Below are 26,842 nucleotides of genomic sequence, written 5' to 3'. Positions count from 1 at the left end.
GTATGTCAATAAAGTCTTTTGCGGCAAGGATCTTTGCAAAACGTATCCAAAAGAAAGTGGCTAAATGGGCCAACCACCCCATTGAAACACAAGAAAAGATCTTTAAGGAACTTATCGCTGGAGCAAAAGATACCATCTTTGGAGTTGATCACGATTTTAAAAATATACAGACGTATGAGGATTTCGCCCAAAGAATTCCTGTAAGAGACTATGAGGCCCTAAGGCCTTATGTTGATAAAGTGGTTGCTGGAGAGCCTGATGTTCTATGGAAAGGAAAGCCGCTATATTTTGCAAAGACCTCTGGCACTACATCGGGAGCAAAGTATATCCCCATCACCAAAGAATCCATGCCCAGCCATATTGAAGCAGCCAGAAATGCGATTCTGCTCTATATTGCAGAAACTGGAAACTCAAGCTTTGTCAACGGTAAGATGATCTTTCTTCAAGGAAGCCCAGAAATGCACGAGAAGAACGGCATTAAGCTAGGCCGCCTCTCCGGAATTGTCGCTCACTATGTGCCGAGCTATCTTCAAAGGAATCGATTGCCAAGTTGGGAGACCAATTGCATCGAAGATTGGGAACAAAAAGTCGATGCGATCGTCGAAGAGACGATCGATGAGGATATGACGGTCATCAGTGGCATCCCATCATGGGTGCAAATGTACTTTGAGAAACTTCAAGCAAGGACAGGAAAAAAAGTAGGGGACATCTTTAAAAATTTCAATCTCTTCATATATGGAGGAGTGAACTACGAGCCATATCGTGCCAAATTTGAAAACTTGATCGGCCGAAGCGTAGATAGTATAGAACTATATCCAGCTTCCGAAGGTTTTTTTGCCTTTCAGGATTCACAAAAGGAACAAGGAATGCTGCTTCAATTGGATGCAGGCATATTCTACGAGTTTATCGAAGCTGATACATTCTTTGACGAGCACCCCAAACGAATGACCATCAAGGATGTAAAGATAGGGGTGAATTACGTAATGATAGTAAGTACAAATGCTGGACTATGGGCATACAATGTTGGCGATACGGTACAATTTGTAGCTACTAGACCATATAGGGTCGTTGTCTCTGGCAGGATCAAGCATTTTATCTCTGCCTTCGGCGAACATGTCATCGGAAAAGAGGTAGAACAAGCGATGAAGGAGGCGACCGAAGGAACAGCGATTCGCATCAATGAGTTTACAGTTGCACCACAGATCAACCCCGAAGAGGGACTTCCATATCACGAATGGTTCATCGAGTTCGAAAATGAACCCTCTGACATGGAAGATTTTATCAATAGAATGGATGCATCAATGCAAGAGCAGAACAGTTACTATTTTGATCTAATTCAAGGAAAGATACTTCGAAAATTGGTGGTCACCAAGGTCAAGAAAGACGGGTTCAACAATTACATGAAAAACAAAGGGAAGTTAGGAGGGCAGAATAAGATCCCAAGGCTTTCTAACGATAGAAATATAGCCGATGAGCTTCAACCGTTTATATAAGATTGGGTTAACAAAATCATTGTATCTTTGTCAACTTATAAAAATCTATGAGTAGCATAAAGTCACAGAGCAGAACGAGAGCACAAGAATCCTCTAACGCCATTGAGCGAATGTACATAACTATGAGACATTTGTTCAATAGAGGTTTTTACAAGCCGATGGGGGTTTCGGGAGAAACGCTCCGTAATGCACTGTTACAATTGCGCCCCGAGATATATGGTTCCATCGCCGAGGAAAAGGCAGAATTGAATGGATTGATGTATGTGCTGGACCGACTGCCCATGGGCATAGAACAATGTCGCTTTATCAATCTCACTTCAGATGAAGGATATTCTAAGTCACATTTTGAAACGATCATCCCGCCCAAAAGACGACGAAACTGTTATCGAATTGACGATGAACAGATGAATATTGAGATCACCAGGGGGCGTTCTGATATTTATGATATTCTCACACACCTAACATTCTTGTTTGTCGAATCTCACAAGCTTGCTAATCGCGTGTTGATCAATGAAGATGGTGAAACTACCAGAGATTGGGTGAAGCTAAAGGTCGCAGCAACGAAAGGCCAAAAATTAACATTGGCAGAACGAGAGGTTGCCATTACACATACGGCCAACATTATGGGTCGCACCTTCGAAGAGATTCTTGGGGTTTACAACACCTTCTCTACCAAAAAGAACCCTGAACGATTCTTGAAGGTCATTTATTGGTTAAGCAAATTGGCCTTAGATGAAATAGTAAAAGGACAAAAGAGAACGATCACGTTTAGCCCAGTCCTTCGAGAACGAATTGGTCACCATCTTCATGGAGAGATATGGGCGAATAATATCAAACGTGTTCTGAAGGAAAAACAGTTGTTGGGACGACCGATACACATTATAAGTGCCAACATGCATAGTGTCATGAATTCATTATTTGCTGCCAAGGAATTGGGAAAAGAGCTGAAAGAGTCTAAGGGAATGGAAGTTTTCGAGACCCTTAGCAAAGAAGAAAATGGCAAGTTACGAGATAAGGTTGAAAAAGTTGCCTTAGCCCAAGGGATGACCTACATAAAGGATAGTTCTGGCACGAATATCAATGTCCAAATATTTGATACGGCCAAGATCAAAGAAGCGGCAACCACCTACGATTTGAAAAATGTCAAAAAAGGAGAGGAGCCAGTACTATTTGTGATGGATTACGCGTTCGGGGAGCAAGCTTATGAAACGATAGATGAGTTTTTGAAACCCTATAAACAAGATCTGGAATCTCCACTTTTCTTAGAGGTGGCTTCCATCTCCATAATGGGAAAAGCGGGAATTTTAGAGGGAGGAAAAGGAGATATTATGATTCCATCGGCTCATATTTTTGAGGGCACAGCAGATAATTATCCCTTTGAGAACGAATTGTGCAAAGCAGATTTTAAAGGACATGGCCCTAAGGTATATGAAGGTTCAATGATAACGGTATTGGGAACATCCCTTCAAAATAGGGATATTTTGAAATTCTTCTACGAATCAACATGGAATGTAGTAGGTTTGGAGATGGAAGGAGCTCATTATCAAAAGGCCATACAATCGGCATCGAAGATCAGACGAAGTATCAGTAAAGATGTAAAGGTGCGATATGCCTATTACGCATCGGATAATCCCTTAGAAACCGGGAGCACCCTAGCATCTGGAGGTTTAGGGACAACGGGGGTCGTCCCAACTTATTTGATCACGGAAAAAATTTTAGAGCAAATATTTAATTCATAATTGTAATGAGTGAACAACAAAAGAACCTACCACAAAAGCAAAGTGAGGAGATAGACCTCGTTCAGCTTTTCGCAATGATTGGAAACGGTTTTGAAAAGCTTTTCAAGGCTATTGGAAAAGTGCTTGAATGGATACTTGATGTGTTTTTGAGGTTTTTATTGGTTATTAGAAGGCATTTCCTAAAATTTGTGATTGTCGGAATCATATTTGCCGCGATTGGATATTATTTAGATACAAGAGAAAGAATATTTACCTCCTCGGCATTCGTCGCTCCTAATTATAGCAGTACCGTTCAGCTTTTTTCTAATGTCGAAACGCTCGACCGTATGGTACAACAAGGTGATGTAGAAGGGCTCAAAAATCTATTGAAATTGGACTCCACCCAAGCAGCAAACCTCAAAAGCTTCGAAATAGAGAAAGGACCCGCAACGGAGAATGATAATTTAATGGCCTATGATCGTTTCATAAAGGAAGCGGATTCTATAACGATCGGCCTGGTTTCATTTGAGCAGTATATCGATCAAATGAATAAGTACAGCGCTAGTCAATTTGAAATCAGGGTTCGCTCTAAAGACCCAAATCTCTTTTCGCAAATACAAGGACCTTTACTGGACATCATTGGCAAAAATCCATTCATCCTTAAAAAACAACAGGTCGAATTGGACAACATCGATGAGAAGATAAAGGATGTTGAGGTAGCACTTGATAAATTGGATAGCCTAAGAGCTGTTTATTTGGATGTCCTCAGTGCGGAAGCGAAGCGGGCTGCGAATGCTGCTCCAGGCGCTGGGACCAATATTTCCTTTGCAGAAAAGTCTGTAAAGACCAACGAACTTCAACTGTTCAATTTGGAGAAAGAGTATAGAGATCAATTGAAAGAGCTGAATACTGAAAGAATTGAAAAAGAAAATATCGTTGAGCTGGTATCTGGATTCCAAACAATAGGAGAATCTAGAATCCCGCTCCATAAAAGAAACATGATCCTGTTGCCTCTCATTGCCGAAGGATTACTTATCATGATCTTGTTGAGTTTTTCACTCAACAGATTTTTGGTGCGATACGAAGAAAATATTAAAAGAACCGAGCCTACGATCTAAAATACCAATGCGGCATGAAAAGACCCCAAAATCATAAAATAGCAGTCATCGGCCTAGGTTATGTAGGCTTACCATTGGCTGTAGAGTTTGCGGCCAACGGTTTTGAGGTCATCGGTTTTGACATCAATGAAACCAGAGTTTCGGAACTACGCAAAAGAGAAGATAATACCGGAGAGATCAGTGTGGAAGAATTTGATAAAGCAAGTTCACTTACGTTCACAGCAGCACTTAATGAGATATCGGAAGCAAACATCTATATCGTTACGGTTCCCACTCCTATAGACAATGCCAACAATCCTGATCTGACACCGTTAAGAAAGGCCTGCTCGGCTGTTGCAAAAGTTCTAACCAAAGATAATATTGTCATCTTCGAATCAACCGTTTATCCCGGATGCACCGAAGAGGTATGTGTCCCAATCTTGGAACGTGAAAGTACGCTAGAATACAACAAAGATTTCTTTTGCGGTTACTCCCCAGAAAGAATCAATCCTGGCGACAAGGTTCACAGGGTGTCCGACATTGTCAAGGTGACCTCAGGGAGCACACCAGAGATCGCCACCATAGTGAACGATCTGTACGCATCGATCATCAAAGCTGGGACACACAAGGCATCTTCGATTAAAGTGGCGGAAGCGGCAAAAGTGATCGAAAATGCACAGCGAGACGTAAACATTGCTTTCGTAAACGAATTGGCGGTCATCTTCGAGAAGCTTGGCATCGACACCCACGAAGTGTTGGCAGCTGCTGGGACCAAATGGAACTTTTTAAAATTTACGCCAGGCCTGGTTGGTGGACATTGCATTGGCGTAGACCCTTACTATTTGACGCACAAAGCAGAAAGTGTTGGATATCATCCCGAGGTCATTCTCGCCGGAAGACGCATCAACGACAATATGGGTGCGCACATTGCGCAGCGGGTCATAAAAATGATGGTGAAAAACGATATTCCAATCAAAGGGACCACGGTCTCCGTTCTTGGCATCACCTTTAAGGAAAATTGCCCAGATATTCGAAATTCAAAAGTGATAGATGTCATCGATGAACTGAGAACATTTGGTGTTGAGGTCGAGGTTATCGATCCTAACGCTAGTGATGAAGAGGTGCTTGAGGTATATAAATTAGAATTAAAGAAATCCATATCCGACAAGAGCAAGGCCATTGTTTTGGCTGTCGCACACAAGCAATTTAAGACCATCGATTGGAAAGAACATTCCTCGAATGGAAGGGCGATATTTGATGTTAAGAACTTTCTGAATAAAGAGTTAGTCACAGAGCGATTATGATCGATAACGAACGAATCATCACCAATGCTAAAGTACTCGTTACTGGAGGTGCTGGATTTATTGGTTCTAATCTGATTGAAAGGCTACTTCAACAGCAAAACACCGTTGTTTGTCTAGACAATTTCTCCACAGGAAAAAGAATCAATATTCAACGATTTGTTCATAATGAAAAGTTTCATCTGATCGAAGGAGATATTGCCGACATGGATACTTGTAGGAAGGCAGTGGCAGGTGTCGACTATGTGTTGCATCAGGCAGCTTTAGGGTCAGTTCCGAGATCTATAAACGATCCGGTCACTTCCAATGAAGCAAATGTCACAGGCTTTTTAAATATGTTGGTCGCCGCCAAAGATGAGCCGGTGAAACGATTTGTATATGCCGCCAGTTCTTCAACGTACGGAGACCATCCAGGATTGCCCAAGCTTGAGGATACCATAGGTGCCCCTCTTTCACCTTATGCGGTGACAAAGTATGTAAACGAATTGTATGCGAAAGTGTTTTCTAAAGTCTACGGAATAGAAACCATAGGACTTCGCTACTTCAATGTTTTTGGGCGACGACAAGATCCAGACGGAGCCTATGCGGCCGTTATCCCAAGATTTATCGGCAAATTGCTGAAGCACGAATCGCCCATCATCAATGGCGATGGCTCACATTCTAGAGATTTTACCCATGTCGATAACGTGATACAGATCAATCAACTTGCGGTGATGACCAAAAATCCAGAAGCCATCAATACCGTTTACAATGTAGCTTGTGGAGAGAATACGAGTTTGAATGAGTTGGCTGCTCTTACAAAAGAATACCTCTCTACATATGACCAAAAAATAGAAAGTATTCTATTTGAAAACGGGCCAGAACGGGAAGGGGATGTTAGGCATTCATTGGCTGATATCTCTAAGGCAAAAGAATTGCTAGGTTATCGTCCGGAAGTTTTTTTTGAAGAGGGGCTAAAGCGAACCGTCGCTTGGTTCGTAGAAAACAGGGAGGTAAAAAATGAAGAATAAAAAACTATTAATAACAGGAGGTGCTGGGTTTATTGGTTCGAATTATATCATACATCAATTAAAGAACGATTCTAGTACAACGATCGTCAATTTGGACCTTCTTACCTATGCAGGAGACCTTTCCAACCTTAAATCGATTCAAAATGAACCCAACTATCATTTTGTTCAAGGGGATATTTGTGATAAGGCATTGCTTAACTCACTGTTCGAAAAATATAATTTTGATGGAGTCATTCATTTTGCCGCAGAATCGCATGTAGACAATTCGATCGAAACCCCTGGCATCTTTGTCCAGACCAATGTTGTAGGAACCTTCAACCTCCTTCATGCCGCATACATGCATTGGATGGATGGGCCAAATATGGTCAAAGCGCCTTATGAAAATGCGCGCTTCCTTCATATTTCTACAGACGAGGTCTATGGGACACTCGGAAAAACGGGGCTTTTTACCGAAGAGACACCGTATGCTCCCAATAGCCCCTACAGCGCCTCTAAAGCATCTTCAGATATGTTGGTAAGAAGCTATTTTCATACCTACGGAATGAATGTGGTTACCACCAATTGTAGCAATAACTACGGCCCTCGCCAACATAAGGAAAAGTTAATACCCACCATCATTAGAAAAGCATTGTCCAATGAGCCCATTCCAATATATGGAGACGGTCAAAACGTGCGAGATTGGCTATACGTCGAAGATCATTGTAAAGGAATTCAGCTAGCATTTGAGAAGGGAACAAGTGGTGAAACTTATAATATTGGTGGTAGAAATGAACGTAATAATTTGTATATCGCCAATACAATTTGTGATATCTTGGACCGATTACGACCTCCTCACCTTTTGGGAAGCTACAAAGAGCTGATCACGTTTGTAAAGGATAGGCCAGGACATGATTTTAGATATGCGATCGACGCATCTAAGATCGAGAACGAATTGGGATGGGAAGCGGCGGAGAACTTTGAATCTGGAATCGAAAAAACCGTATCTTGGTATCTGAGTAAATAAGAACTGGCCCTTCAAATATTTTCAAAATGAAAGGAATCATTTTAGCAGGAGGCTCTGGCACACGCTTGCACCCACTTACCTTGGCGGTGAGCAAGCAGTTGATGCCGATCTACGACAAACCAATGATATATTATCCGCTGGCGACCTTAATGATGGCTGGCATCAAAGAGATCTTGATCATTACCACGCCTCATGATGCATCACTGTTTCAAAAGCTACTAGGTGATGGAAAGCAATTGGGATGCGATTTTCAATACGCTGTGCAAGAACATCCTAACGGACTCGCCGAAGCATTCATCATTGGAGAAACCTTTATCAAGGATGACAAGGTAGCATTGATCCTTGGAGATAATATTTTCTATGGGTCGGGCTTGGACAAGCTTCTACAGAGCAATAATGATCCCGATGGGGGTATCATTTATGCATATCACGTACAGGACCCTGAACGTTATGGGGTGGTAGAATTTGATAAGGAGATGAAAGCTATTTCAATCGAAGAAAAACCGCAAGATCCAAAATCAAATTACGCAGTTCCTGGCATCTATTTTTATGACAATAGTGTGGTGGAGATCGCAAAGAATATCAAGCCGAGCCCACGAGGAGAATTAGAAATAACAGACATTAACAAAACGTATTTAGAACGAGGGGCGCTCAGCGTTAGTGTTCTAGATAAAGGGACAGCATGGTTGGATACAGGAACTTTCAATTCGCTGATGCAGGCCTCACAGTTTGTACAGGTCATCGAGGAGCGGCAGGGACTTAAGATCGGATCTATTGAAGAAGCTGCCTATCAAATGGGATATATCAATGCTGAGCAGCTTGAGAGAATAGCTCAACCATTGATAAAAAGCGGCTATGGAAACTATTTACTGCAATTGATCTCATAATGTTAGACATCGTGCATACACAACTTGAAGGATGTTTCGTATTAACGACGAAAGTATTCAAAGATAATCGTGGATGGTTCTCAGAATCGTATCATCAGAATCGCTTTGAGAAGGCGACAGGATATAAGGTCGATTTTGTTCAGGACAATGAATCCTATTCTACCGAAGGAGTGCTGCGCGGACTTCATTTTCAAAAAGGCGAGTATGCACAGGCAAAGTTGGTAAGGGCGGTCTATGGAAAGGTTTTGGACGTTGTCGTTGATTGTAGAAAGAACTCCCCAACTTTTGGGCAGTACTTTTCAGAAATATTGACCTCAGAAAACCGTAAACAGTTATTTGTACCCAAAGGATTTGCTCATGGATTTTATACGCTTTCAAAGGAAGCGATCGTTCAATACAAATGTGACAATTACTATCATAAAGAAGCTGAATCGGGCATCATCTACAATGACCCAGAGCTGGCCATCGACTGGCAATTAAACGGCCGGCCAGTACTTTCCGAAAAGGACCTACAACTTCCCCGTTTCAAAGACATTGAAATATGAAGTCGGTATTGATCACTGGGGCCAAAGGACAATTAGGGCAAAGCATCAAAAAAATAAGGTCCGAGTTTACCGATGTTGCGCTTCATTTTTTCGATAGCAACTCATTGGACATTACGCAGCAGGAAGATGTCACAAATATTTTTGATGAAATAAGACCAGATTATTGCATCAACTGTGCGGCGTTTACTGCAGTGGATCTTGCCGAGACCAAAAAAGAACAGGCACGTGCCATAAATGAGACCGGCGTAAAAAACCTTGCCGAAGCTTGTAAGGATAATGGCTCGACTTTAATTCATATTTCCACCGATTATGTATTCGATGGAAGCAAAGACACGCCATATATAGAAGAAGATAAGGTTTCTGCGGTCAACTTTTATGGGAAGACCAAGCTCGAAGGAGAGCGTATCGTAAAAGAGACCTTGGAGAAATATTTTATCATTCGAACCTCTTGGCTCTACAGTGAGTTTGGACACAACTTTGTGAAGACGATGCTGAGGCTTGGAAAGGAACGCGAATCGCTAAAGGTCGTGAACGACCAACATGGCTCACCGACCTACGCACCAGACTTGGCCAAGGCGATAGCCAAGATGATCAATTCAGGTTCTGATTCTTATGGCATCTTTCATTTTTGTAACAAGGGAGTAACCACGTGGTATCATTTTGCAGTGGAGATCTTTCGACTAAAAAAGATGGATGTGAAGGTTTCTCCGATTTCTTCAGAGTTGTTTCCAACCGCGGCTAAGCGCTCTAATTATTCGGCATTGGACAGTTCCAAATTTGAAAGCACCTTTGAGTTTAAAATACCCAAATGGACTGAAAGCCTTGCCAAAATGTTGCCCTTATTGTCCTAAATAACATTTCTATCGCAGGTATCTACAGCGAAGAATAGATGCTAAAGCCATGGGTTAGAGTAGAGAAATAACCACTACCGTATCATTTCCTTAAAGGAATCCCAGGTGTTTTTATAATCCCATAAAAATTTTAAAAAAAATCACCGCGAGAACCAATAATCTATAAAATCTACTAACTTTGTAGAATATTAAAAATTACCGCATGACGGTTAAATGTTAGGAAGTGATGAGCAAGAACAACTTCAATTATTTGGATGAGCTAGAATCGGAAGCGATCTATGTATTGCGCGAAGTCCATGCGCAGTTTCAGAATCCGGTGATATTGTTTTCAGGAGGAAAAGATTCCATTGTTGTGACACACTTGGCCAGAAAGGCATTCTTTCCTGCTAAAATACCTTTTGCCTTAATGCATGTGGATACTGGGCATAATTTTCCAGAGACCATCTTGTTTAGAGATCGATTGATTCATGAGCTAGGGGCTCGTTTGATCGTAGGCTCGGTGCAAGAGTCCATTGATCAAGGACGAGTAGCCGAAGAAAGAGGGAAGAACGCAACAAGGAACACGCTTCAAATTACGACCCTGTTAGATGCCATTGAACAGAACAAGATCGATTGTGCTATTGGTGGTGGACGAAGAGATGAGGAAAAGGCACGAGCCAAGGAGCGTTTCTTTAGTCATCGCGACGACTTTGGGCAATGGGACCCTAAAAACCAGCGTCCGGAGCTATGGAACCTTTTTAATGGGAGACATTTTGAAGGAGAGCACTTTCGTGCCTTCCCAATAAGTAACTGGACCGAGATGGACGTTTGGAATTATATCGCCAGAGAGGACATTGCGATCCCTTCACTCTATTTTGCTCACGAACGCGAGGTGATCTGGCGAAATAACAGCTGGATACCCAATTCTGAGTTCTTGATCAAAGACGAGCGCGATAAGGTGGTGAAAAAGAAAGTACGGTTTAGAACATTGGGAGATATAACCATTACCGGCGGTATAGAATCGGAGGCAGATACGTTGGACAAGATCGTCATCGAAGTCGCTGCCATGCGCAATACAGAAAGGGGAAATAGAGCAGATGACAAACGCTCAGAAACGGCCATGGAAGACCGCAAACGTCAAGGATATTTCTAAAGGTTCAACCATTATCGTCATTCCTGTGTCCGTATGTTGGAGAAGCTTTAGCGGAGGCAAGGCAGGAATCCAAATATTTCAAAAACAATACGCAAAAACCAGAATTTGATTCTGAAATTATTTTCTCCTTAAATTGAAAAAGTATGTCACTAGATAATAGCCAAATATTAAGATTTACAACAGCCGGAAGTGTGGATGATGGAAAGAGCACACTTATTGGCCGCCTGCTTTACGATAGCAAATCCATTTTCGAGGATCAGTTAGACGCCATAGAGAAGACCAGTGCCAAAAAAGGACACGATGGGGTGGATCTGGCCCTATTTACAGATGGTCTTAGAGACGAGCGCGAACAAGGAATTACCATCGATGTTGCATATCGTTACTTTACCACCCCCAAACGCAAGTTTATCATTGCCGATACGCCGGGCCACATTCAATATACCCGGAATATGGTCACCGGAGCATCAACAGCCAATGCTGCGTTGATACTTATCGATGCCCGAAACGGCGTGATCGAACAGACCAAACGACATGCCTATATCGCCTCTTTGTTGCAAATCCCTCATCTCATCGTTTGTGTGAACAAAATGGACCTGATCGAGTTTGACAAAGCGGTCTTCAATAGCATCAAAGCAGATTTTTTATCCTTTGTGAAGACACTAAACACTAAGGATGTGAACTTCATTCCAATAAGTGCGCTTCTAGGAGACAATGTCGTCAATGTTTCAGAAAATATGCCGTGGTATGAAGGAGAGACACTGCTATCTACCTTAGAAACCTTAAAAATTGACGACGACTTGAACAATGAAAATTTTAGATTTCCAGTTCAGACCGTAATACGACCGCAGACGGCATCATTTAGAGACTATCGAGGCTACGCAGGAAGGATTGCAAGCGGAAGTATCAAAGTAGGAGACCAGGTCACACTTTTGCCGTCTGGTTTATCTAGCAAAGTGAAAAGTATCGATACGCTGGATCGAAGTTTCAATCAAGCATTCGCACCACAGTCGGTATGCCTAACTTTAGAGGACGATATCGACCTAAGTCGTGGTGATATGATCGTTAAAAGTGATGATACTCCCAGCGCGAAGCAAGAGATCGATCTTATGTTGTGTTGGTTGCATGATCAACCAGCAAGACCAAGAGCCAAGTATACCATTTGCCATACGTCCAACGAGCAAACAGCGATGATAAAGGAAATAATCTACAAGGTAAATATCAATACACTAGAAGAAGATGGCATTGACAAGCAGCTTGCTATGAATGATATTGCAAGAGCTACGATCAAGACCACCAAACCTTTGATGTGTGATGCGTATGGTGAAAATCGAAATACTGGAAGTGTGATTTTGATCGATGATACCACCAACGAAACGGTAGCGGCGGGAATGCTGTTATAGAACATCACTCGATATAATTTGAACAAGCGATCCTTTCTAAAACAAAGGGTCGTTTTTTTATGTCCCAGATCAAACACGTTTCCCAGAGGTGGTATTCGGTTACTTTTGTCTTGATATTTAAAAAAAATTGCGAGCTAAACAGTATCTTGTAATCTCTGATACAAGTTTAAAAAAGGATGTCCATTTTGTTTTTGGTTGGACGTAAAGAGTTGATATCTTTGGCAAAAATTAATGAATGGGACTTTTCAAGAGGTGAAAAGTTCAAATAAAAGGAATCGATGGGAGTGTTAGATTTAAACGGAAAATCAATTTTGATCACAGGAGGAACAGGTTCGTTTGGAAAGATGTTCACCAAATTGATCTTTGAGCGATTTCCCCAAGTGAAAAGATTGGTCATTTACTCTAGAGACGAACAGAAGCATTTTCAGATGTCTCAAGAGTATCCTGCATCCGAATTCCCGGCGATTCGATTCTTTGTGGGCGATGTTAGGGATAGAAAACGACTTTTTAGGGCTTTTGAGGGAATAGATATCGTTATCCATGCTGCTGCTATGAAGCATGTTCACATTGCCGAATACAATCCGATGGAATGTGTGAAGACCAATATTCTGGGCGCAGAGAATGTCATCGATGCGGCCTTGGCATCAAACGTGAAATCGGTAGTGGCGCTCTCAACAGATAAAGCAGCCGCTCCTATCAACTTATATGGCGCCACCAAGTTGGCTTCAGACAAGCTATTTGTGGCGGCCAACAACATCAAAGGAAAAAGAGAAATACGTTTCTCCGTAGTGAGATATGGTAATGTCATGGGATCGAATGGTTCGGTGATGCCATTCTTTTTGAAAAAGAAAGAAGAAGGAGTGCTCCCGATAACAGATACTCGTATGACCCGCTTTAACATAAGCCTTGAAGACGGGGTAGAAATGGTATTCAACGCCATTGCAAATGCATGGGGAGGCGAGATCTTTGTACCAAAGATCCCCTCGTACAAGATCACCGATGTTGCCATGGCAATTGCTCCAGAAGCCAAACAGGAGATCGTAGGAATCAGGCCAGGCGAGAAACTTCACGAAGAGATGATCACTGTCTCGGATTCCTTCAATACCTGGGATTTGGGAAAATACTATGCGATCTTACCAACACAGCCGGTTTTCGATGTGGAGAAATATGTCGCAGCATTCAACGCTACGAAAGCGCCGGAAGGATTTAGCTATAATTCAGGCGATAATACCGATTGGGAAACGGTAGAGAGCTTGCGTAGCTTGATCAAAGAACATGTAGATGCTAATTTTGAAGTATGATGGACGCGATACCCTATGGGAGACAACATATTACGCAGGAAGATATAGACACGGTAGTAGAAGCCTTGCAAGCAGACTTCCTTACCCAAGGACCTAGGATCAAAGAATTCGAGGAGAATTTTGCAGACTATGTAGGATCTAAATATGCAGTGGCCGTATCTAACGGGACTGCGGCTTTGCATCTATCGGTCATGGCGCTGGGATTGCAACCTGGCGATCGTGTAATTACGACTCCGATCACCTTTGCTGCTTCTTCAAATTGCGTTCGATATTGCCAAGGAGAACTCTACTACGCGGATATCGACCCAGAAACCTATACAATCTCGCTGGAGAGTGTTAAAGCATTGCTGGATGCACATCCTAAAGGATATTTTAAAGGAATCGTTCCTGTAGATTTTGCCGGATATCCTGTAGATCTTGAAGCATTGAGGATAATGGCCGATCAACACGACCTTTGGATATTGGAAGACTCCTGTCATGCCCCTGGAGGTTATTTTGTGGATTCCAACAATATCAAACAATATTGCGGAGGAAATGATTATATGGACGCGGCGATATTTTCTTTCCATCCTGTAAAACACATCGCTGCCGGTGAAGGAGGGATGATCACTACCAATAGCGAAGAGATCTATCAGAAGCTTTTGATTCTTAGAACTCATGGCATCACAAAAGAGGAGCTGCACTATGACATCCCATTTCCCGAGGAACAAGGTTCGTGGTACTACGAAATGAAAGAACTCGGTTATAATTATAGGATCACCGACTTTCAGGCCGCACTCGGAAACAGCCAGTTAAAAAGAGCAGATCAAGGAATCACAAGGAGACAAGAAATAGCGAACCGCTACTATGAGGCGTTCGCTGGTGATAAAGGCATAAGGTGTCAGAAAAGGAAGGACCAAGCCTTTAACGCGCACCACCTATTTGTCATTGAGGTCGAAGACAGAAAAGGACTGTATGATTTTTTAAGAGCCCATCACATCTTTTCTCAGGTGCATTACATCCCTGTTTATTTGCTACCCTATTATAAAAGGATCGGATATGAACCTGGGCTTTGCCCAAATGCTGAAAAGTATTATCGTCACTGTCTAAGCCTGCCGATGTATCCTACACTTACCCAACAGGAGCAAGAGCATGTCATTTCTTGCGTTAAAGAATTTATCAATGGCTAGGCTAGCAATGATACCAGCTAGAGGTGGAAGCAAACGAATTCTACGCAAGAACATCAAGGATTTCTTAGGAAAACCCATTATTGCCTATTCTATAGAAGCTGCTTTAGCATCGAATCTTTTCGATGAGGTTATGGTCTCTACCGATGATCCTGAAATTGTGGAGATCTCTAAATCGTATGGTGCGGTAGTTCCCTTCTTTAGAAGCGAGACCAATGCAGACGACCATGCGACCTTGTCAGATGTCATAGAAGAAGTTCTCGATGCATATAAGAAAAAGGGAAAGGAATTTGACAGCTGCTGTTGTATTCTGCCTACTGCACCCTTCGTTTCTAAAGAAAAATTATTGGTCTCCTATGATAAATTGGCAACTCAAAAATTAGACGCTGTGTTCCCTGTGATCGAATTCTCATATCCCATTCAGCGAAGTTTGAAAATCGAAGGAAGTAATGTTTCGATGGTATGGGAAGAGTATCTGAATACGAGATCGCAAGACCTTCCCTCTAGATATCACGACGCTGGACAGTTTTATTGGATCAATAATGAACGCTTTATGAAAGAAAAGAAGCTCTTCATGAAGAATTCGGGCGCTATTGTCATCTCTGCTTTGGAGGCACAGGATATTGACACAAAAGAGGATTGGAAGCTAGCCGAGTTGAAATATAAAATGATGCATTCTGATCGATGAACAAGAAGATCATATTTAGAGCCGATGGAAATGCCAATACTGGCCTAGGGCATATGTATCGACTTTTTGCCATCATCGAGATGATCAAGGACACCTATGACTACATCTTCCTCACGAGAGAAATGTCCAATATCGAAATAATTCCAGAAGCTTATCATCGATCGATCATACCCAAAGAGATTAACATAAAGGAGGAGCCAGCATGGTTGGCATCCAAATTTTCACCTTCCGAGCATGTTTTGTTTGCAGATGGCTATCAGTTCGATACGTCGTATCAAAAAGAGATCAAGAATGCCGGATACAAAATGATCTATGTCGATGACCTGACTTCAGAATATATGTACGCCGACGCAGTCATCAATCATTCTCCGCTTTTAACGACCTCCAATTTTAAAGGAGAACGATATACCAACTACTATCTCGGTACGGACTACGCTATATTACGGCCTTCTTTTTTAGAGGCAACCAAAAGAAAGCGAAATATCACTTCCTTTGACAAGGCGTTTATTTGTTTTGGAGGAGCGGACACCTATGATTTTAGCACTAAAGCGGCTGAGGCCTTAATTACGTTTGCTGTGATCAAAGAGATCCATATCGTTCAAGGTGCGGCAAATAGGCACGACTCTTTAGAAGGACTTGCAAACAACCATCAAGATCATGTATTCTTGCACAAGAACCTGAACGAAACACAATTCGTCGACCTTATTTCTAATTGTAATATTGCGATAGCACCAGCAAGCACGGTCTTATATGAGCTCTGCTGTATTCAGGTCCCGGTATTGAGCGGGTTTTTTATTGACAACCAAGAACTGATATACAACGGTTTTAAAAACAATAAAGCCATCTATCCCATGGGGGATCTCAAAGGTTTTACGAGTGCTACTTTCAAGTCTTACTTGAGAGCATTTTTTGAGCAAGATGATTTTGAAGAGATGTTAACAGCCCAACATCAATTGTTCGATATTAACATAAAGAAACGACATTTGAAAATAATCGAATCATTATGCCAACCGTAGGAGTCTTATGCAGCGGAAAATTGGGTCTTACCACCCTTCGGTCCATATATGGGAAGCACCTAGTAAAATTTGTGCTTACCGATGGCCGGTCCGAAGAGATCATTACATTTTGTAAGGAAAATGGCATTCCAATCTTTGTTGGAAATCCCAGAAACGGAGAAGGATATAGCTTTATCAAGCAACTAGAAGTCGATGTCATCGCCTCGGTCAACTATCTCTTTTTGATCGAAAAAGACATTATCGAGCATCCAAAAAAACTCTGTTTTAACGTTCATGGTTCTTTATTGCCGCGATACCGGGGAAGGACACCTCACGTGTGGGCGATCATCAACAACGAAAAGGAGACAGGCATTACCGCTCATGTGATTGAAGAAGGTTGTGATACAGGAGATATTTTAAAGCAAATAAGAATACCGATTGAAGCAGCAGACACTGGCGCGACCATCTTGGACAAATTTGCCACTCACTATCCCGAATTGGTCAATGATATCATTGTAGCGTCCATACATGACCTATCCAAAACCCCACAAGATAAATCCAAAGCGACCTATTTTGGCAAACGAGTGCCCGAGGATGGACTGATCGATTGGAATTGGTCCAGAGAAAGAATATACAATTGGGTAAGGGCGATGGCTTTTCCTTATCCTGGAGCCTACACCTACTATGAAGGCAAAAAGATCATCATCGATAGCGTCTCTTTTTCTGAAGACGGGTTCCATTTCAAAGACCCCAATGGAAAATTGCTTTCAACACATCCCCAACCGGTTGTAAAAACACCCAATGGAGCTTTATCGCTCGATCTTGTGCGCACGGAAAATTGTATTTTTGAAAAAGAGAAAATCTTTCAAAATGAAAATAGGCCATAAAGAGGTAGGAGGAGATCATCCGTGTTTTATCATTGCAGAACTTTCTGCCAACCACAATGGAAACTTGGAGATCGCCATTGAAACGATAAGAGCTGCGAAAAGGGCGGGTGCGGACGCCATAAAATTGCAGACATATACTCCAGACACCTTGACGATCGATTGCGACAATCAACATTTCAAGATAGAAGAAGGCACGCTTTGGGATGGTAAGACACTTTATGAGTTGTATGCCGAAGCCTATACGCCTTGGGAGTGGCATCAGACACTTTTTGATACGGCCAAAGAAGAAGGACTCATCTGTTTTTCTTCTCCCTTCGATGATACTGCGGTCGATTTCTTGGAAGACCTGGATGTTCCTGCATATAAGATCGCCTCTTTCGAAATTCAGGACATCCCGTTGATATCATATGCCGCTTCCAAAGGAAAACCTATCATCATGTCCACAGGAATCGCTTCTGAAGAGGACATTGCATTGGCCATATCTACCTGTAAAAAAGCGGGGAATGAAGAAATAATAATTCTAAAATGTACTTCGGCCTATCCCGCTCCTTTGGAGTTGGCCAATCTTCGAACGATTGAAGACATGAAGTCCAGATTTAATGTTGAGATAGGTTTTTCTGACCATACCTATGGATATCTTGCTCCTGCCATCGCCACCACGCTTGGCGCCAAGGTGATAGAGAAGCATTTCATTTTGGATAGATCGGTCGGAGGGCCAGACGCGGATTTTTCGCTGGATGAGAAAGACTTTACTGCGATGGTCCATGCGATTCGAGATACAGAGAAACTACTCGGAAGGGCTTCTTATGAGTTATCGGAAAGAGTAGAAAAGAATCGAAAATTCGCAAGATCCCTTTTTATCGTTGAAGATGTTAAAAAAGGAGAAACGTTGACGAATAAAAATGTGAGATCGATCCGCCCAGGTTATGGTATGCATCCGAAGCATTATGATGAAATAATGGGAAAGCGATTCGATCAAGATTTTGACAGGGGAACGCCCCTTGAAGAATCGATGTTTTCTTGAAAAAAGGATCATTAATTCGGTATAAATTTCAAGAGCAGTTGAAATGATGCTGAAATGCCTAATTTTATGGCTGCAGCAAAATGATGATACCCTAATATGATTGAACCAACATGCCAGAATCAGATTTTTTCGCACACGAAACAGCAGTAATAGATAAGGGAAGCACTATAGGAAGTGGCACTAAGATCTGGCATTTCTCTCATATCATGCCCGATTGTGTCATCGGCAAGAAATGCAATATTGGACAAAATGTGGTCATTGCTCCTGAAGTGGTTTTGGGAAACAATGTGAAGATTCAGAACAATGTCTCCGTGTACACCGGAGTTACTTGCGAGGACGATGTGTTTCTTGGACCATCCATGGTCTTTACCAATGTGATCAACCCCAGAAGTGCTATCAACAGAAGGGGGCAATATACCAAGACCAAAGTAAAGAAGGGCGCCTCCATTGGCGCTAATGCTACCATTGTCTGTGGCAATGATATTGGTGAGTACGCCTTTGTAGGTGCTGGAGCGGTCGTCACTAAAGAAGTACCTGCCTACGCCTTGATCGTTGGCAACCCCGCCATACAGATAGGATGGGTTGGCGAGTACGGGCATCGATTGAATTTTAATAAAGAAGGAATGGCAAAATGTCCTGAAAGCGGACAAGAATATAAGCTAGAAAACAACAGTGTTACAAGAATAAGCTAGCAAGTACTATTAAATTTTAAGAATGAAGAATTTCGCACTAATTGGTGTAGCAGGATACATAGCGCCTCGTCACTTGATGGCAATCAAGGAGACTGGTAACAACCTGATAGCCGCGCTCGATAAATTTGATAGTGTTGGCATCATGGATAGCTATTTTCCCAATGCCGATTTTTTTGTAGAGTACGAGCGCTTCGATCGCCACTTGGAAAAACTCAGGTATGAGAAAAATGTAAATTTGGATTATTTGAGTATATGCACGCCCAACTATTTACATGATTCACACATACGTCTGGGATTGCGAAGAGGAGCGCACGCTATCTGTGAAAAACCCTTAGTGCTTAATCCATGGAATATTGATGCCTTGGAAGCCTTGGAGAAAGAATCAGGGAAAAGAATTTTCAACATTTTACAATTAAGGGTGCATCCAACGATCATCGCGCTAAAGAAGAAGATCGACGAGGGTCCAGAAGATAAAATATATGATATCGACCTTACCTATTTAACATCAAGGGGACACTGGTATTATACCTCTTGGAAGGGAGATATTGCGAAATCAGGTGGCATCGCGACCAATATCGGAGTGCATTTCTATGATATGCTTGCATGGATCTTTGGCACTGTGAAGGAAAATGTTGTTCATCTCCACACCCATGACAGGGCAGCTGGCTATTTGGTGTTTGAAAAGGCACGCGTTCGTTGGTTTCTTTCCATCAATTATGAGTTGCTGCCAGACCACATTAAAGAAAAAGGACAACGCACCTATCGCTCTATTCTTATAGAAGGAGAGGAATTGGAGTTTAGTGGAGGATTTACGGAGCTCCATAACGAATCGTATAGAAGAATTTTAGCTGGTGAAGGTTATGGAATTAAAGATGCCAGGACCGCTATCGAGGTGGTACATGACATCCGGCATGCGCAACCAAGAGGACTGAAGGGAGATTACCATCCCTTTGCAAGAAAGAAACTGTCCAAGCATCCTTTCCGTAAAAAATCCTAAAGCATATTTTTCTAAAAGTGCGAAACAGAATGAGAAACGCGGTGAGGTAACGACGCAAACTTCTTATTCTGGCTGCGATATAAGAACCTCAATGTACAACGCAGCTTTGTTTGGTTTAAGTATATTTGTGCTCATAATGAAAATGGCATCTGAAACTCAATGTTGCTCCGGAAGCTTGGAGATAAAGATGCTAGAAGAAAGCTGTACATGGATACAAACTTGGACATAGCCATTAAGGCATCTATTGCTGCGGGAGAAGCCATCATGGAAATTTATCAAAAAGCATTCAATGTTGAGTTGAAAGCCGATAATTCACCACTTACTGAAGCGGATAAGAAAGCAAATGATATCATCAATGATCTTCTGCTAAAGACAGATATTCCGATCATTAGCGAGGAGAACAGGGAAGTGGCATTCTCAACTAGAAAAAAATGGACTTTATGTTGGATGGTTGACCCTCTGGATGGCACCAAGGAATTCATCAAGAGAAATGGAGAATTCACCGTGAACATCGCCTTGATCGAAGGGGGAACACCTATTTTAGGAGTGATCTATGTTCCAGAAAAGAGAATATTGTACTATGCGAAAGTTGAGGAGGGCCAAGCTTTTAAAGTAAAGATTGAAGAGACAAGGGTTTCTTGCGAAGAACTATATGAGGCATCGGAGCAAATTACGCCGGAAAAGGGGAACGAGGAAAAGATCAAAGTGGTTGGAAGCAGGTCTCACATGAACGAGGAGACGAAAAGATATATCGCATCCTTAAAATCAGAGAACAAAGAAATTGAAATCGTTTCAAGAGGAAGCTCGCTGAAATTCTGTTTGGTGGCCGAAGGCTTGGCTACGGTATATCCCAGATATGCGCCCACAATGGAATGGGATACAGCAGCAGGACAAGCCATTTGCAACGCAGTTGGTGTAGATGTGATATCTTTGGAGACACAAGAGCCATTGATATATAATAAAGAGAATTTACTGAACTCTTGGTTTATTTGTAAATGATGAAGGACATATCAAGAAAAAGGCATATAGCCAAGACGATCACATGGAGAATTATCGCTTCTCTCACGACATTTTTGTTGGCACTGATCTTTTTTAAGGAAGATCCCAATGCCATGCAAAAGGCTTCGGGAGTGGCCATTGCCGAATCAGTCATAAAAATGATTTTATATTATTACCACGAAAGACTGTGGTATAAATCCGATTTTGGATTGCTTTTTAGAAGAAATAAGAAGAAGCAGAACGAATGAGCATTAACACCTACAAACATACCTTTAAAGTAGATAGAAAGGAAAGAAACGCCCTAAATAAGCACAATTCGATGCTTCTTTGGTTTACTGGGCTATCGGGCTCTGGGAAATCAACCATAGCCAATAAGGTAGAACAAGAGCTTCACGCCCTGGGGATAAGAACATATACGCTAGATGGGGATAATGTTAGAAAAGGCATGAATAAGGACCTGAGTTTCTCACCAGAAGATCGCTCAGAGAATATTCGAAGAATAGGCGAGATGTCAAAACTGTTTATCGATGCAGGCATCGTTGTTCTGGCCTCCTTTGTGTCCCCCTACAAAAAAGACCGGGAGATGGTCAAGGCCACGGTCAAAGATGCTAACTTTATAGAGGTCTATGTCAACACCAGCGTCGAAGAATGTGAACGAAGAGACATTAAAGGACTCTATAAAAAGGCGCGCGAAGGGAAAATAAAGAACCTTACCGGTATCTCAGCGCCCTATGAAGCACCTGAAAACCCAGATATCGAAATTGTTACCGAGAGAGAAACCATAGATCAGGCGACAAGAAAAGTGATCGCATTTATAGAACCCAGATTAGGACTTCAAAAATGAGCAAGTATTACCTAAATTACCTAGATGAGCTAGAGTCAGAAGCCATATACATCCTTAGAGAGGTAAAGGCACAATTTGAAAACCCGGTGATCTTATTTTCTGGGGGAAAAGACTCTATCGTGGTAACACATTTAGCACAAAAGGCTTTTTATCCGGCAAAAATTCCTTTTGCATTGATGCATGTGGATACTGGGCACAATTTTCCTGAGACCATCAAATTTAGAGATGACCTTATTGAAAATCTAGGGGTCAAACTCATTGTAGGATCAGTACAAGAATCGATAGATCAAGGCAGAGTAGCCGAAGAAAAGGGGAAGAGCGCCACGAGAAACGCATTACAGATCACCACCTTGTTAGATGCCATCGAGCAGCACAAAATAGACTGTGCGATCGGTGGCGGAAGAAGAGACGAGGAAAAGGCGCGTGCAAAAGAGCGTTTCTTCTCCCACAGGGATGATTTTGGGCAATGGGACCCAAAGAATCAACGTCCAGAACTATGGAATCTCTTCAATGGAAGGCACTTCGAGGGAGAACACTTCAGGGCATTCCCAATAAGCAATTGGACAGAGATGGATGTGTGGAACTACATCCAACGAGAGAATATTTCTATACCATCACTCTATTTTGCTCATGAAAGAAAAGTGGTCTGGAGAAACAATTCATGGATACCGATGTCCGAATTTCTCATCCTTGATGACAATGAAGAGGTGATCACTAAGAAGGTTCGATTTCGAACGCTAGGAGATATCACCATAACAGGAGGGATAGAATCCGAGGCGGATACTTTAGAGAAAATAGTGGATGAGGTCTCTACCATGCGACATACCGAACGAGGAAATCGAAGCGACGACAAAAGATCGGAGACCGCGATGGAAGATAGGAAACGACAAGGATATTTTTAAAAAGAGAAGATGCAGATAGAGAAGAATCAATTATTGCGATTTACAACAGCGGGGAGCGTCGATGATGGTAAGAGCACACTTATCGGAAGATTGCTATATGACTCAAAATCCATATTTGAAGATCAGCTTGAAGCCATAGAACATACCAGCAAAAAGAAGGGTCACGATGGCGTTGATCTGGCCTTGTTCACAGACGGTTTACGAGATGAACGAGAACAAGGGATCACGATAGATGTTGCTTATAGATACTTTACGACACCCAAAAGAAAGTTCATCATCGCAGATACTCCAGGTCATATTCAATACACACGCAATATGGTCACTGGAGCTTCCACAGCCAATGCTGCGATCGTTCTTGTAGATGCCAGGCATGGAGTTACCGAGCAGACACGAAGACATTCCTTTATCGCTTCTTTGTTGCAAATTCCGCACGTCATTGTTTGTATCAATAAAATGGATTTGGTTGATTTCTCGGAAAAGGTCTATGATGAGATTGTTTCCCAGTTTGAAGAATTCTCCTCTAAATTATTGGTCAAGGATATACATTTCATTCCAATAAGCGCCTTGCAAGGAGATAATGTGGTCAATAGGTCCTCCAATATGGCATGGTATCAAGGAGCGCCATTGTTGCATACCTTAGAAACCACACATATAAGCAGTGACATCAATAAGGTAGATGCCCGTTTCCCTGTGCAAACGGTACTAAGACCTCAAAGTGAGGAACATCGCGATTATAGAGGTTATGCGGGTAGGGTCTCCAGCGGAATATTCAGAGTGGGTGATGAGGTAACCGTACTTCCATCCGGATTTACCTCTAAGATCAAGAGCATGAATATGGGAGAAGTACAGGTCGAGGAAGCCTACGGGCCCATGTCCATCTCAATGACGCTGGAAGATGACATAGACGTCAGTAGAGGAGATATGATCGTACGATCGAAGAATAAGCCAAGGGTCGAGCAAGATATCGATATCATGTTGTGTTGGTTGAATGATCAGCCGGCCCGACCAAGAGCCAAATATTTTATCAGGCATACGTCGAATGAGCAAAAGGCCATGATCAAAGAGGTAGTATATAAGATCAATATCAATACTTTTGAAAGAGACCTTGTAAATAAAGAGCTCACCATGAACGACATCGCGAGGATCAATATTAGAACGACCAAACCCCTCTTGATCGATTCCTACAGACAAAATAGAAATACAGGCAGCATCATTCTGGTAGATGAAACCACGAATGAGACAGTGGCCGCAGGAATGATCATATGATGTCGTCTTAGATCGTCGGTAAGAGGAGGCTTCTCCATTATTGCTTTTCTCTATTTTCGCCCATGACCCTTCATGCTCATAAAAGCCATTTGAAGCAGCTGTTTTCCGAGTCGAAATGCAGCTGATTTATTTGATTGGAAAACGTATGGATATGAAGTATGTAGAAGCCCGAAAACACCGAGTATTTCCTAATAACAACATAACATTTGTCGCATATCAATATTCTCAATAAATACATTACCTTTGCCCACGATTTGAACAAGTAAGACCTAGTCGTCGCATAAAAGTTTTAGGTGGTAATGAAGAAAAAGAATCTTATTGTTTTTGGCACGAGACCCGAGGCCATAAAAATGGCTCCGCTGGTCAAAGCATTTCAAAAACAACACGAACACTTCGAAACCAAGGTTTGTATCACAGCACAGCATCGTGAAATGTTAGACCAGGTACTTTCTTTTTTTGAGATCACACCAGACTACGATCTTGACCTCATGAAGCCAAATCAAAATTTGTATGGCCTTACTGCCGATATCATTACAGGTCTCAAACCTGTTCTAGAAGACTTCCATCCAGATTATGTGTATGTTCATGGCGATACCACCACAACGATGGCGACCAGCTTGGCGGCGTTTTATGCGGGCGCTAAAGTTTGTCATGTAGAAGCGGGTCTGCGCACCCACAACATGAAATCACCTTTTCCCGAGGAAATGAATCGGTGTGTGACCGGGGTCGTTTCAGAGATTCATTTTGCGCCTACAACCACATCCAGAGATAATCTTGTTGCAGAAAATAAGTCACAAGAGAGTATTTTGGTCACTGGCAATACCGTTATTGACGCATTAGAGTTCAGTGTGAATAAGGTGAAATCTGAGAGCTACAAGGACCACGAGGTAGAAAAACTGAAGGAGCTATTGGATACCAGTCGAAGATTGGTTCTGGTAACAGGGCATCGCAGAGAGAATCACGGACAAGGATTTATCAATATTTGTAAGGCCCTTAGGCAATTGGCAGAAGATAATGCCGATATCGAAATCGTGTACCCCGTTCATTTGAACCCAAATGTTCAAAAACCGGTCTATGATCTATTGGGTGATATACCAAATATTAAACTCATTGCTCCGCTTTCCTATCCTGCTTTCGTTTGGCTTATGGATCAATCATATCTCATAATAACCGATAGTGGGGGTGTACAGGAAGAAGCGCCAAGTTTGGGCAAACCAGTTTTGGTGATGCGCGATACCACCGAACGACCCGAAGCCGTCGATGCTGGGACCGTAAAATTGGTAGGAACGGATGCGACCCTCATCGTTTCTGAAGCAAATAAATTACTTGCCGATGAACGCGCATACAAAGAAATGAGCAAGCTTCACAATCCTTATGGCGACGGAAAAGCTTGCATTAGAATAGTAGATCATATATCAAAAAATTAAGCATGGATAGCAAACCTAGTGTAGTAATGGTTGGTTTGGGGTACATTGGCTTGCCCACTGCCGCGTTGATAGCTAGCAAGGGACTTCAAGTTACTGGAGTAGACATACACCAGAATGTTGTAGATACGATCAATAGAGGAGAAATACATATTGTTGAACCGGACCTGGACGGTCTGGTGCATCATGTAGTGAAAGAGAAATATCTCAAAGCCACCACCTCGCCTGTAGCCGCAGATGTATATTTGATTGCGGTTCCAACACCTTTTAAAGGCGATCACGAACCAGACATCACGTATGTAGAATCGGCTACGAGAGCAATTTTACCAACACTTAATGAGGGATGCTTGGTGATCATCGAGTCGACTAGCCCGGTTGGGACGACCGAGAAGATGCAAAAGGTCATCTTTGACGAACGACCTGAATTAATGGGAAAGATAAGTATGGCCTATTGTCCAGAAAGAGTACTCCCAGGAAACGTCATACACGAATTAGAGCATAACGATCGAGCCATCGGCGGCATCGACGAGGCATCTACCGAAAAAGCTATTTGGTTCTACAGGCACTTTGTGAAAGGCGCGCTGCATAAGACCAATGCAAAAACAGCAGAGATGTGTAAATTGGTGGAGAACTCCTCGAGGGATGTGCAGATCGCCTTCGCCAATGAGCTTTCGATGATATGTGACAAAGCCGGAATCAATGTTTGGGAGCTGATCGATTTGGCAAACAAACACCCACGAGTCAATATTCTTCAACCTGGAACTGGTGTTGGCGGTCACTGTATCGCCGTAGATCCGTGGTTTATCGTATCTGAGTTCCCAGAAGAGTCAAAGATCATCCGTGCTGCCAGAGAAATTAATAACTTTAAAACCGAATGGGTCATCGAAAAAGTGAAGAATGCCGCATTGCAATTTAAGCTCGACAACGGGCGCGAAGCGAAAATTTCATGCATGGGATTGGCATTCAAACCCAATATTGATGATCTTAGAGAATCTCCAGCACTATATGTAGCTGAAAGCCTTGTTCACCATGGCCATGAGGTCATAGCTGTAGAGCCTAATATTGAAGGGCACAATTCGTTCGATATGAGAAGTATTGAAAACGGAAAAGAAGAAGGAGATATCATAGTCTTTTTGGTGGCACATAGCGAATTTAAAAATACCGAAATACCAACCGATAAAATAGTCATGGACTTTTGTAATGTAATAAACTAAAACAAA

The 26,842-nt window shown here is 42.2% G+C and carries 26 protein-coding genes; all 26 read left to right on the top strand.

Going from position 1 to position 26,842, the window contains the following annotated elements; genetic code table 11:
• Positions 1 to 2: 2 nt before the first annotated feature.
• The 26 genes from ACFQ1M_RS13170 (at position 3) to wecC (ending at position 26,836) form a co-directional block, all read left to right on the top strand.
• Positions 3 to 1,493, top strand: a complete 1,491-nt coding sequence (locus tag ACFQ1M_RS13170; protein ID WP_386408949.1) for a GH3 auxin-responsive promoter family protein — start codon at positions 3 to 5, stop codon at positions 1,491 to 1,493.
• 47 nt (positions 1,494 to 1,540) lie between these two features.
• Entirely contained in the window at positions 1,541 to 3,232 is a 1,692-nt protein-coding gene (locus ACFQ1M_RS13165) for a DUF6909 family protein (RefSeq protein ID WP_386408947.1), read from the top strand.
• Between the two features lie 5 nt (positions 3,233 to 3,237).
• Complete coding sequence (locus ACFQ1M_RS13160) at positions 3,238 to 4,329, top strand: hypothetical protein (RefSeq protein WP_386408945.1); 1,092 nt, start codon at positions 3,238 to 3,240, stop codon at positions 4,327 to 4,329.
• A 14-nt stretch (positions 4,330 to 4,343) separates the two neighbouring features.
• Entirely contained in the window at positions 4,344 to 5,612 is a 1,269-nt protein-coding gene (locus ACFQ1M_RS13155) for a nucleotide sugar dehydrogenase (RefSeq protein WP_386408943.1), read from the top strand.
• Complete coding sequence (locus tag ACFQ1M_RS13150; protein ID WP_386408941.1) at positions 5,609 to 6,619, top strand: SDR family oxidoreductase; 1,011 nt, start codon at positions 5,609 to 5,611, stop codon at positions 6,617 to 6,619. Before ACFQ1M_RS13155 ends, ACFQ1M_RS13150 begins: the two co-directional genes overlap by 4 nt.
• Positions 6,609 to 7,622 carry a dTDP-glucose 4,6-dehydratase gene (gene rfbB / locus ACFQ1M_RS13145; protein ID WP_386408939.1) on the top strand — a complete coding sequence of 338 codons (1,014 nt, stop codon included), beginning with the start codon at positions 6,609 to 6,611 and terminating at the stop codon, positions 7,620 to 7,622. The genes ACFQ1M_RS13150 and rfbB overlap by 11 nt, the downstream gene beginning before the upstream one ends.
• Before the next feature lie 26 nt (positions 7,623 to 7,648).
• Complete coding sequence (gene rfbA / locus ACFQ1M_RS13140) at positions 7,649 to 8,509, top strand: glucose-1-phosphate thymidylyltransferase RfbA (RefSeq protein WP_386408937.1); 861 nt, start codon at positions 7,649 to 7,651, stop codon at positions 8,507 to 8,509.
• Positions 8,509 to 9,054 carry a dTDP-4-dehydrorhamnose 3,5-epimerase gene (gene rfbC / locus ACFQ1M_RS13135; protein ID WP_386408935.1) on the top strand — a complete coding sequence of 182 codons (546 nt, stop codon included), beginning with the start codon at positions 8,509 to 8,511 and terminating at the stop codon, positions 9,052 to 9,054. Before rfbA ends, rfbC begins: the two co-directional genes overlap by 1 nt.
• Positions 9,051 to 9,905: a dTDP-4-dehydrorhamnose reductase gene (rfbD, locus tag ACFQ1M_RS13130; protein ID WP_386408933.1), complete on the top strand. Its 855-nt coding sequence runs from the start codon at positions 9,051 to 9,053 to the stop codon at positions 9,903 to 9,905. Before rfbC ends, rfbD begins: the two co-directional genes overlap by 4 nt.
• A gap of 226 nt (positions 9,906 to 10,131) precedes the next feature.
• Positions 10,132 to 11,037 carry a sulfate adenylyltransferase subunit CysD gene (gene cysD / locus ACFQ1M_RS13125; protein WP_386408931.1) on the top strand — a complete coding sequence of 302 codons (906 nt, stop codon included), beginning with the start codon at positions 10,132 to 10,134 and terminating at the stop codon, positions 11,035 to 11,037.
• Between the two features lie 143 nt (positions 11,038 to 11,180).
• Entirely contained in the window at positions 11,181 to 12,437 is a 1,257-nt protein-coding gene (cysN, locus tag ACFQ1M_RS13120) for a sulfate adenylyltransferase subunit CysN (RefSeq protein WP_386408929.1), read from the top strand.
• A 278-nt stretch (positions 12,438 to 12,715) separates the two neighbouring features.
• Positions 12,716 to 13,738, top strand: a complete 1,023-nt coding sequence (gene pseB / locus ACFQ1M_RS13115) for a UDP-N-acetylglucosamine 4,6-dehydratase (inverting) (RefSeq protein WP_386408927.1) — start codon at positions 12,716 to 12,718, stop codon at positions 13,736 to 13,738.
• A complete protein-coding gene (gene pseC, locus ACFQ1M_RS13110; protein WP_386408925.1) occupies positions 13,735 to 14,907 on the top strand; it encodes a UDP-4-amino-4,6-dideoxy-N-acetyl-beta-L-altrosamine transaminase in 1,173 nt (390 codons plus the stop codon). Before pseB ends, pseC begins: the two co-directional genes overlap by 4 nt.
• Positions 14,900 to 15,592 carry a pseudaminic acid cytidylyltransferase gene (gene pseF / locus ACFQ1M_RS13105; protein ID WP_386408923.1) on the top strand — a complete coding sequence of 231 codons (693 nt, stop codon included), beginning with the start codon at positions 14,900 to 14,902 and terminating at the stop codon, positions 15,590 to 15,592. Before pseC ends, pseF begins: the two co-directional genes overlap by 8 nt.
• Positions 15,589 to 16,608 (top strand): UDP-2,4-diacetamido-2,4,6-trideoxy-beta-L-altropyranose hydrolase, encoded by a 1,020-nt coding sequence (gene pseG / locus ACFQ1M_RS13100; RefSeq protein WP_386408921.1) that lies wholly within the window; start codon positions 15,589 to 15,591, stop codon positions 16,606 to 16,608. Before pseF ends, pseG begins: the two co-directional genes overlap by 4 nt.
• Positions 16,596 to 17,474: a methionyl-tRNA formyltransferase gene (locus tag ACFQ1M_RS13095; protein ID WP_386408919.1), complete on the top strand. Its 879-nt coding sequence runs from the start codon at positions 16,596 to 16,598 to the stop codon at positions 17,472 to 17,474. Before pseG ends, ACFQ1M_RS13095 begins: the two co-directional genes overlap by 13 nt.
• Complete coding sequence (gene pseI, locus ACFQ1M_RS13090; protein ID WP_386408917.1) at positions 17,458 to 18,498, top strand: pseudaminic acid synthase; 1,041 nt, start codon at positions 17,458 to 17,460, stop codon at positions 18,496 to 18,498. The genes ACFQ1M_RS13095 and pseI overlap by 17 nt, the downstream gene beginning before the upstream one ends.
• Positions 18,499 to 18,608: 110 nt before the next feature.
• Positions 18,609 to 19,190, top strand: a complete 582-nt coding sequence (locus ACFQ1M_RS13085) for an acyltransferase (protein WP_386408915.1) — start codon at positions 18,609 to 18,611, stop codon at positions 19,188 to 19,190.
• A gap of 22 nt (positions 19,191 to 19,212) precedes the next feature.
• A complete protein-coding gene (locus tag ACFQ1M_RS13080; RefSeq protein WP_386408913.1) occupies positions 19,213 to 20,187 on the top strand; it encodes a Gfo/Idh/MocA family protein in 975 nt (324 codons plus the stop codon).
• A 207-nt stretch (positions 20,188 to 20,394) separates the two neighbouring features.
• Positions 20,395 to 21,186, top strand: coding sequence for a 3'(2'),5'-bisphosphate nucleotidase CysQ (gene cysQ, locus ACFQ1M_RS13075; protein ID WP_386408911.1), 792 nt, complete (start codon positions 20,395 to 20,397; stop codon positions 21,184 to 21,186).
• Positions 21,183 to 21,434, top strand: a complete 252-nt coding sequence (locus tag ACFQ1M_RS13070; protein WP_386408909.1) for a DUF2061 domain-containing protein — start codon at positions 21,183 to 21,185, stop codon at positions 21,432 to 21,434. The genes cysQ and ACFQ1M_RS13070 overlap by 4 nt, the downstream gene beginning before the upstream one ends.
• Complete coding sequence (gene cysC, locus ACFQ1M_RS13065) at positions 21,431 to 22,030, top strand: adenylyl-sulfate kinase (protein WP_386408907.1); 600 nt, start codon at positions 21,431 to 21,433, stop codon at positions 22,028 to 22,030. Before ACFQ1M_RS13070 ends, cysC begins: the two co-directional genes overlap by 4 nt.
• On the top strand, positions 22,027 to 22,932 hold the full coding sequence (gene cysD / locus ACFQ1M_RS13060; RefSeq protein WP_386408905.1) for a sulfate adenylyltransferase subunit CysD: 906 nt from the start codon (positions 22,027 to 22,029) through the stop codon (positions 22,930 to 22,932). The genes cysC and cysD (ACFQ1M_RS13060) overlap by 4 nt, the downstream gene beginning before the upstream one ends.
• Positions 22,933 to 22,941: 9 nt before the next feature.
• Positions 22,942 to 24,198, top strand: a complete 1,257-nt coding sequence (locus ACFQ1M_RS13055) for a sulfate adenylyltransferase subunit 1 (protein ID WP_386408903.1) — start codon at positions 22,942 to 22,944, stop codon at positions 24,196 to 24,198.
• A 299-nt stretch (positions 24,199 to 24,497) separates the two neighbouring features.
• Positions 24,498 to 25,625 carry a non-hydrolyzing UDP-N-acetylglucosamine 2-epimerase gene (gene wecB, locus ACFQ1M_RS13050; RefSeq protein ID WP_386408901.1) on the top strand — a complete coding sequence of 376 codons (1,128 nt, stop codon included), beginning with the start codon at positions 24,498 to 24,500 and terminating at the stop codon, positions 25,623 to 25,625.
• Between the two features lie 2 nt (positions 25,626 to 25,627).
• Positions 25,628 to 26,836, top strand: coding sequence for a UDP-N-acetyl-D-mannosamine dehydrogenase (wecC, locus tag ACFQ1M_RS13045; protein ID WP_386408899.1), 1,209 nt, complete (start codon positions 25,628 to 25,630; stop codon positions 26,834 to 26,836).
• The last annotated feature ends 6 nt before the right edge of the window (positions 26,837 to 26,842 follow it).

It is taken from the genome of Sungkyunkwania multivorans (genome assembly GCF_042675645.1).
GTDB classification, from domain to species: Bacteria; Bacteroidota; Bacteroidia; order Flavobacteriales; family Flavobacteriaceae; genus Sungkyunkwania; species Sungkyunkwania multivorans.
This window is presented reverse-complemented; position numbering and strand designations above follow the sequence as displayed.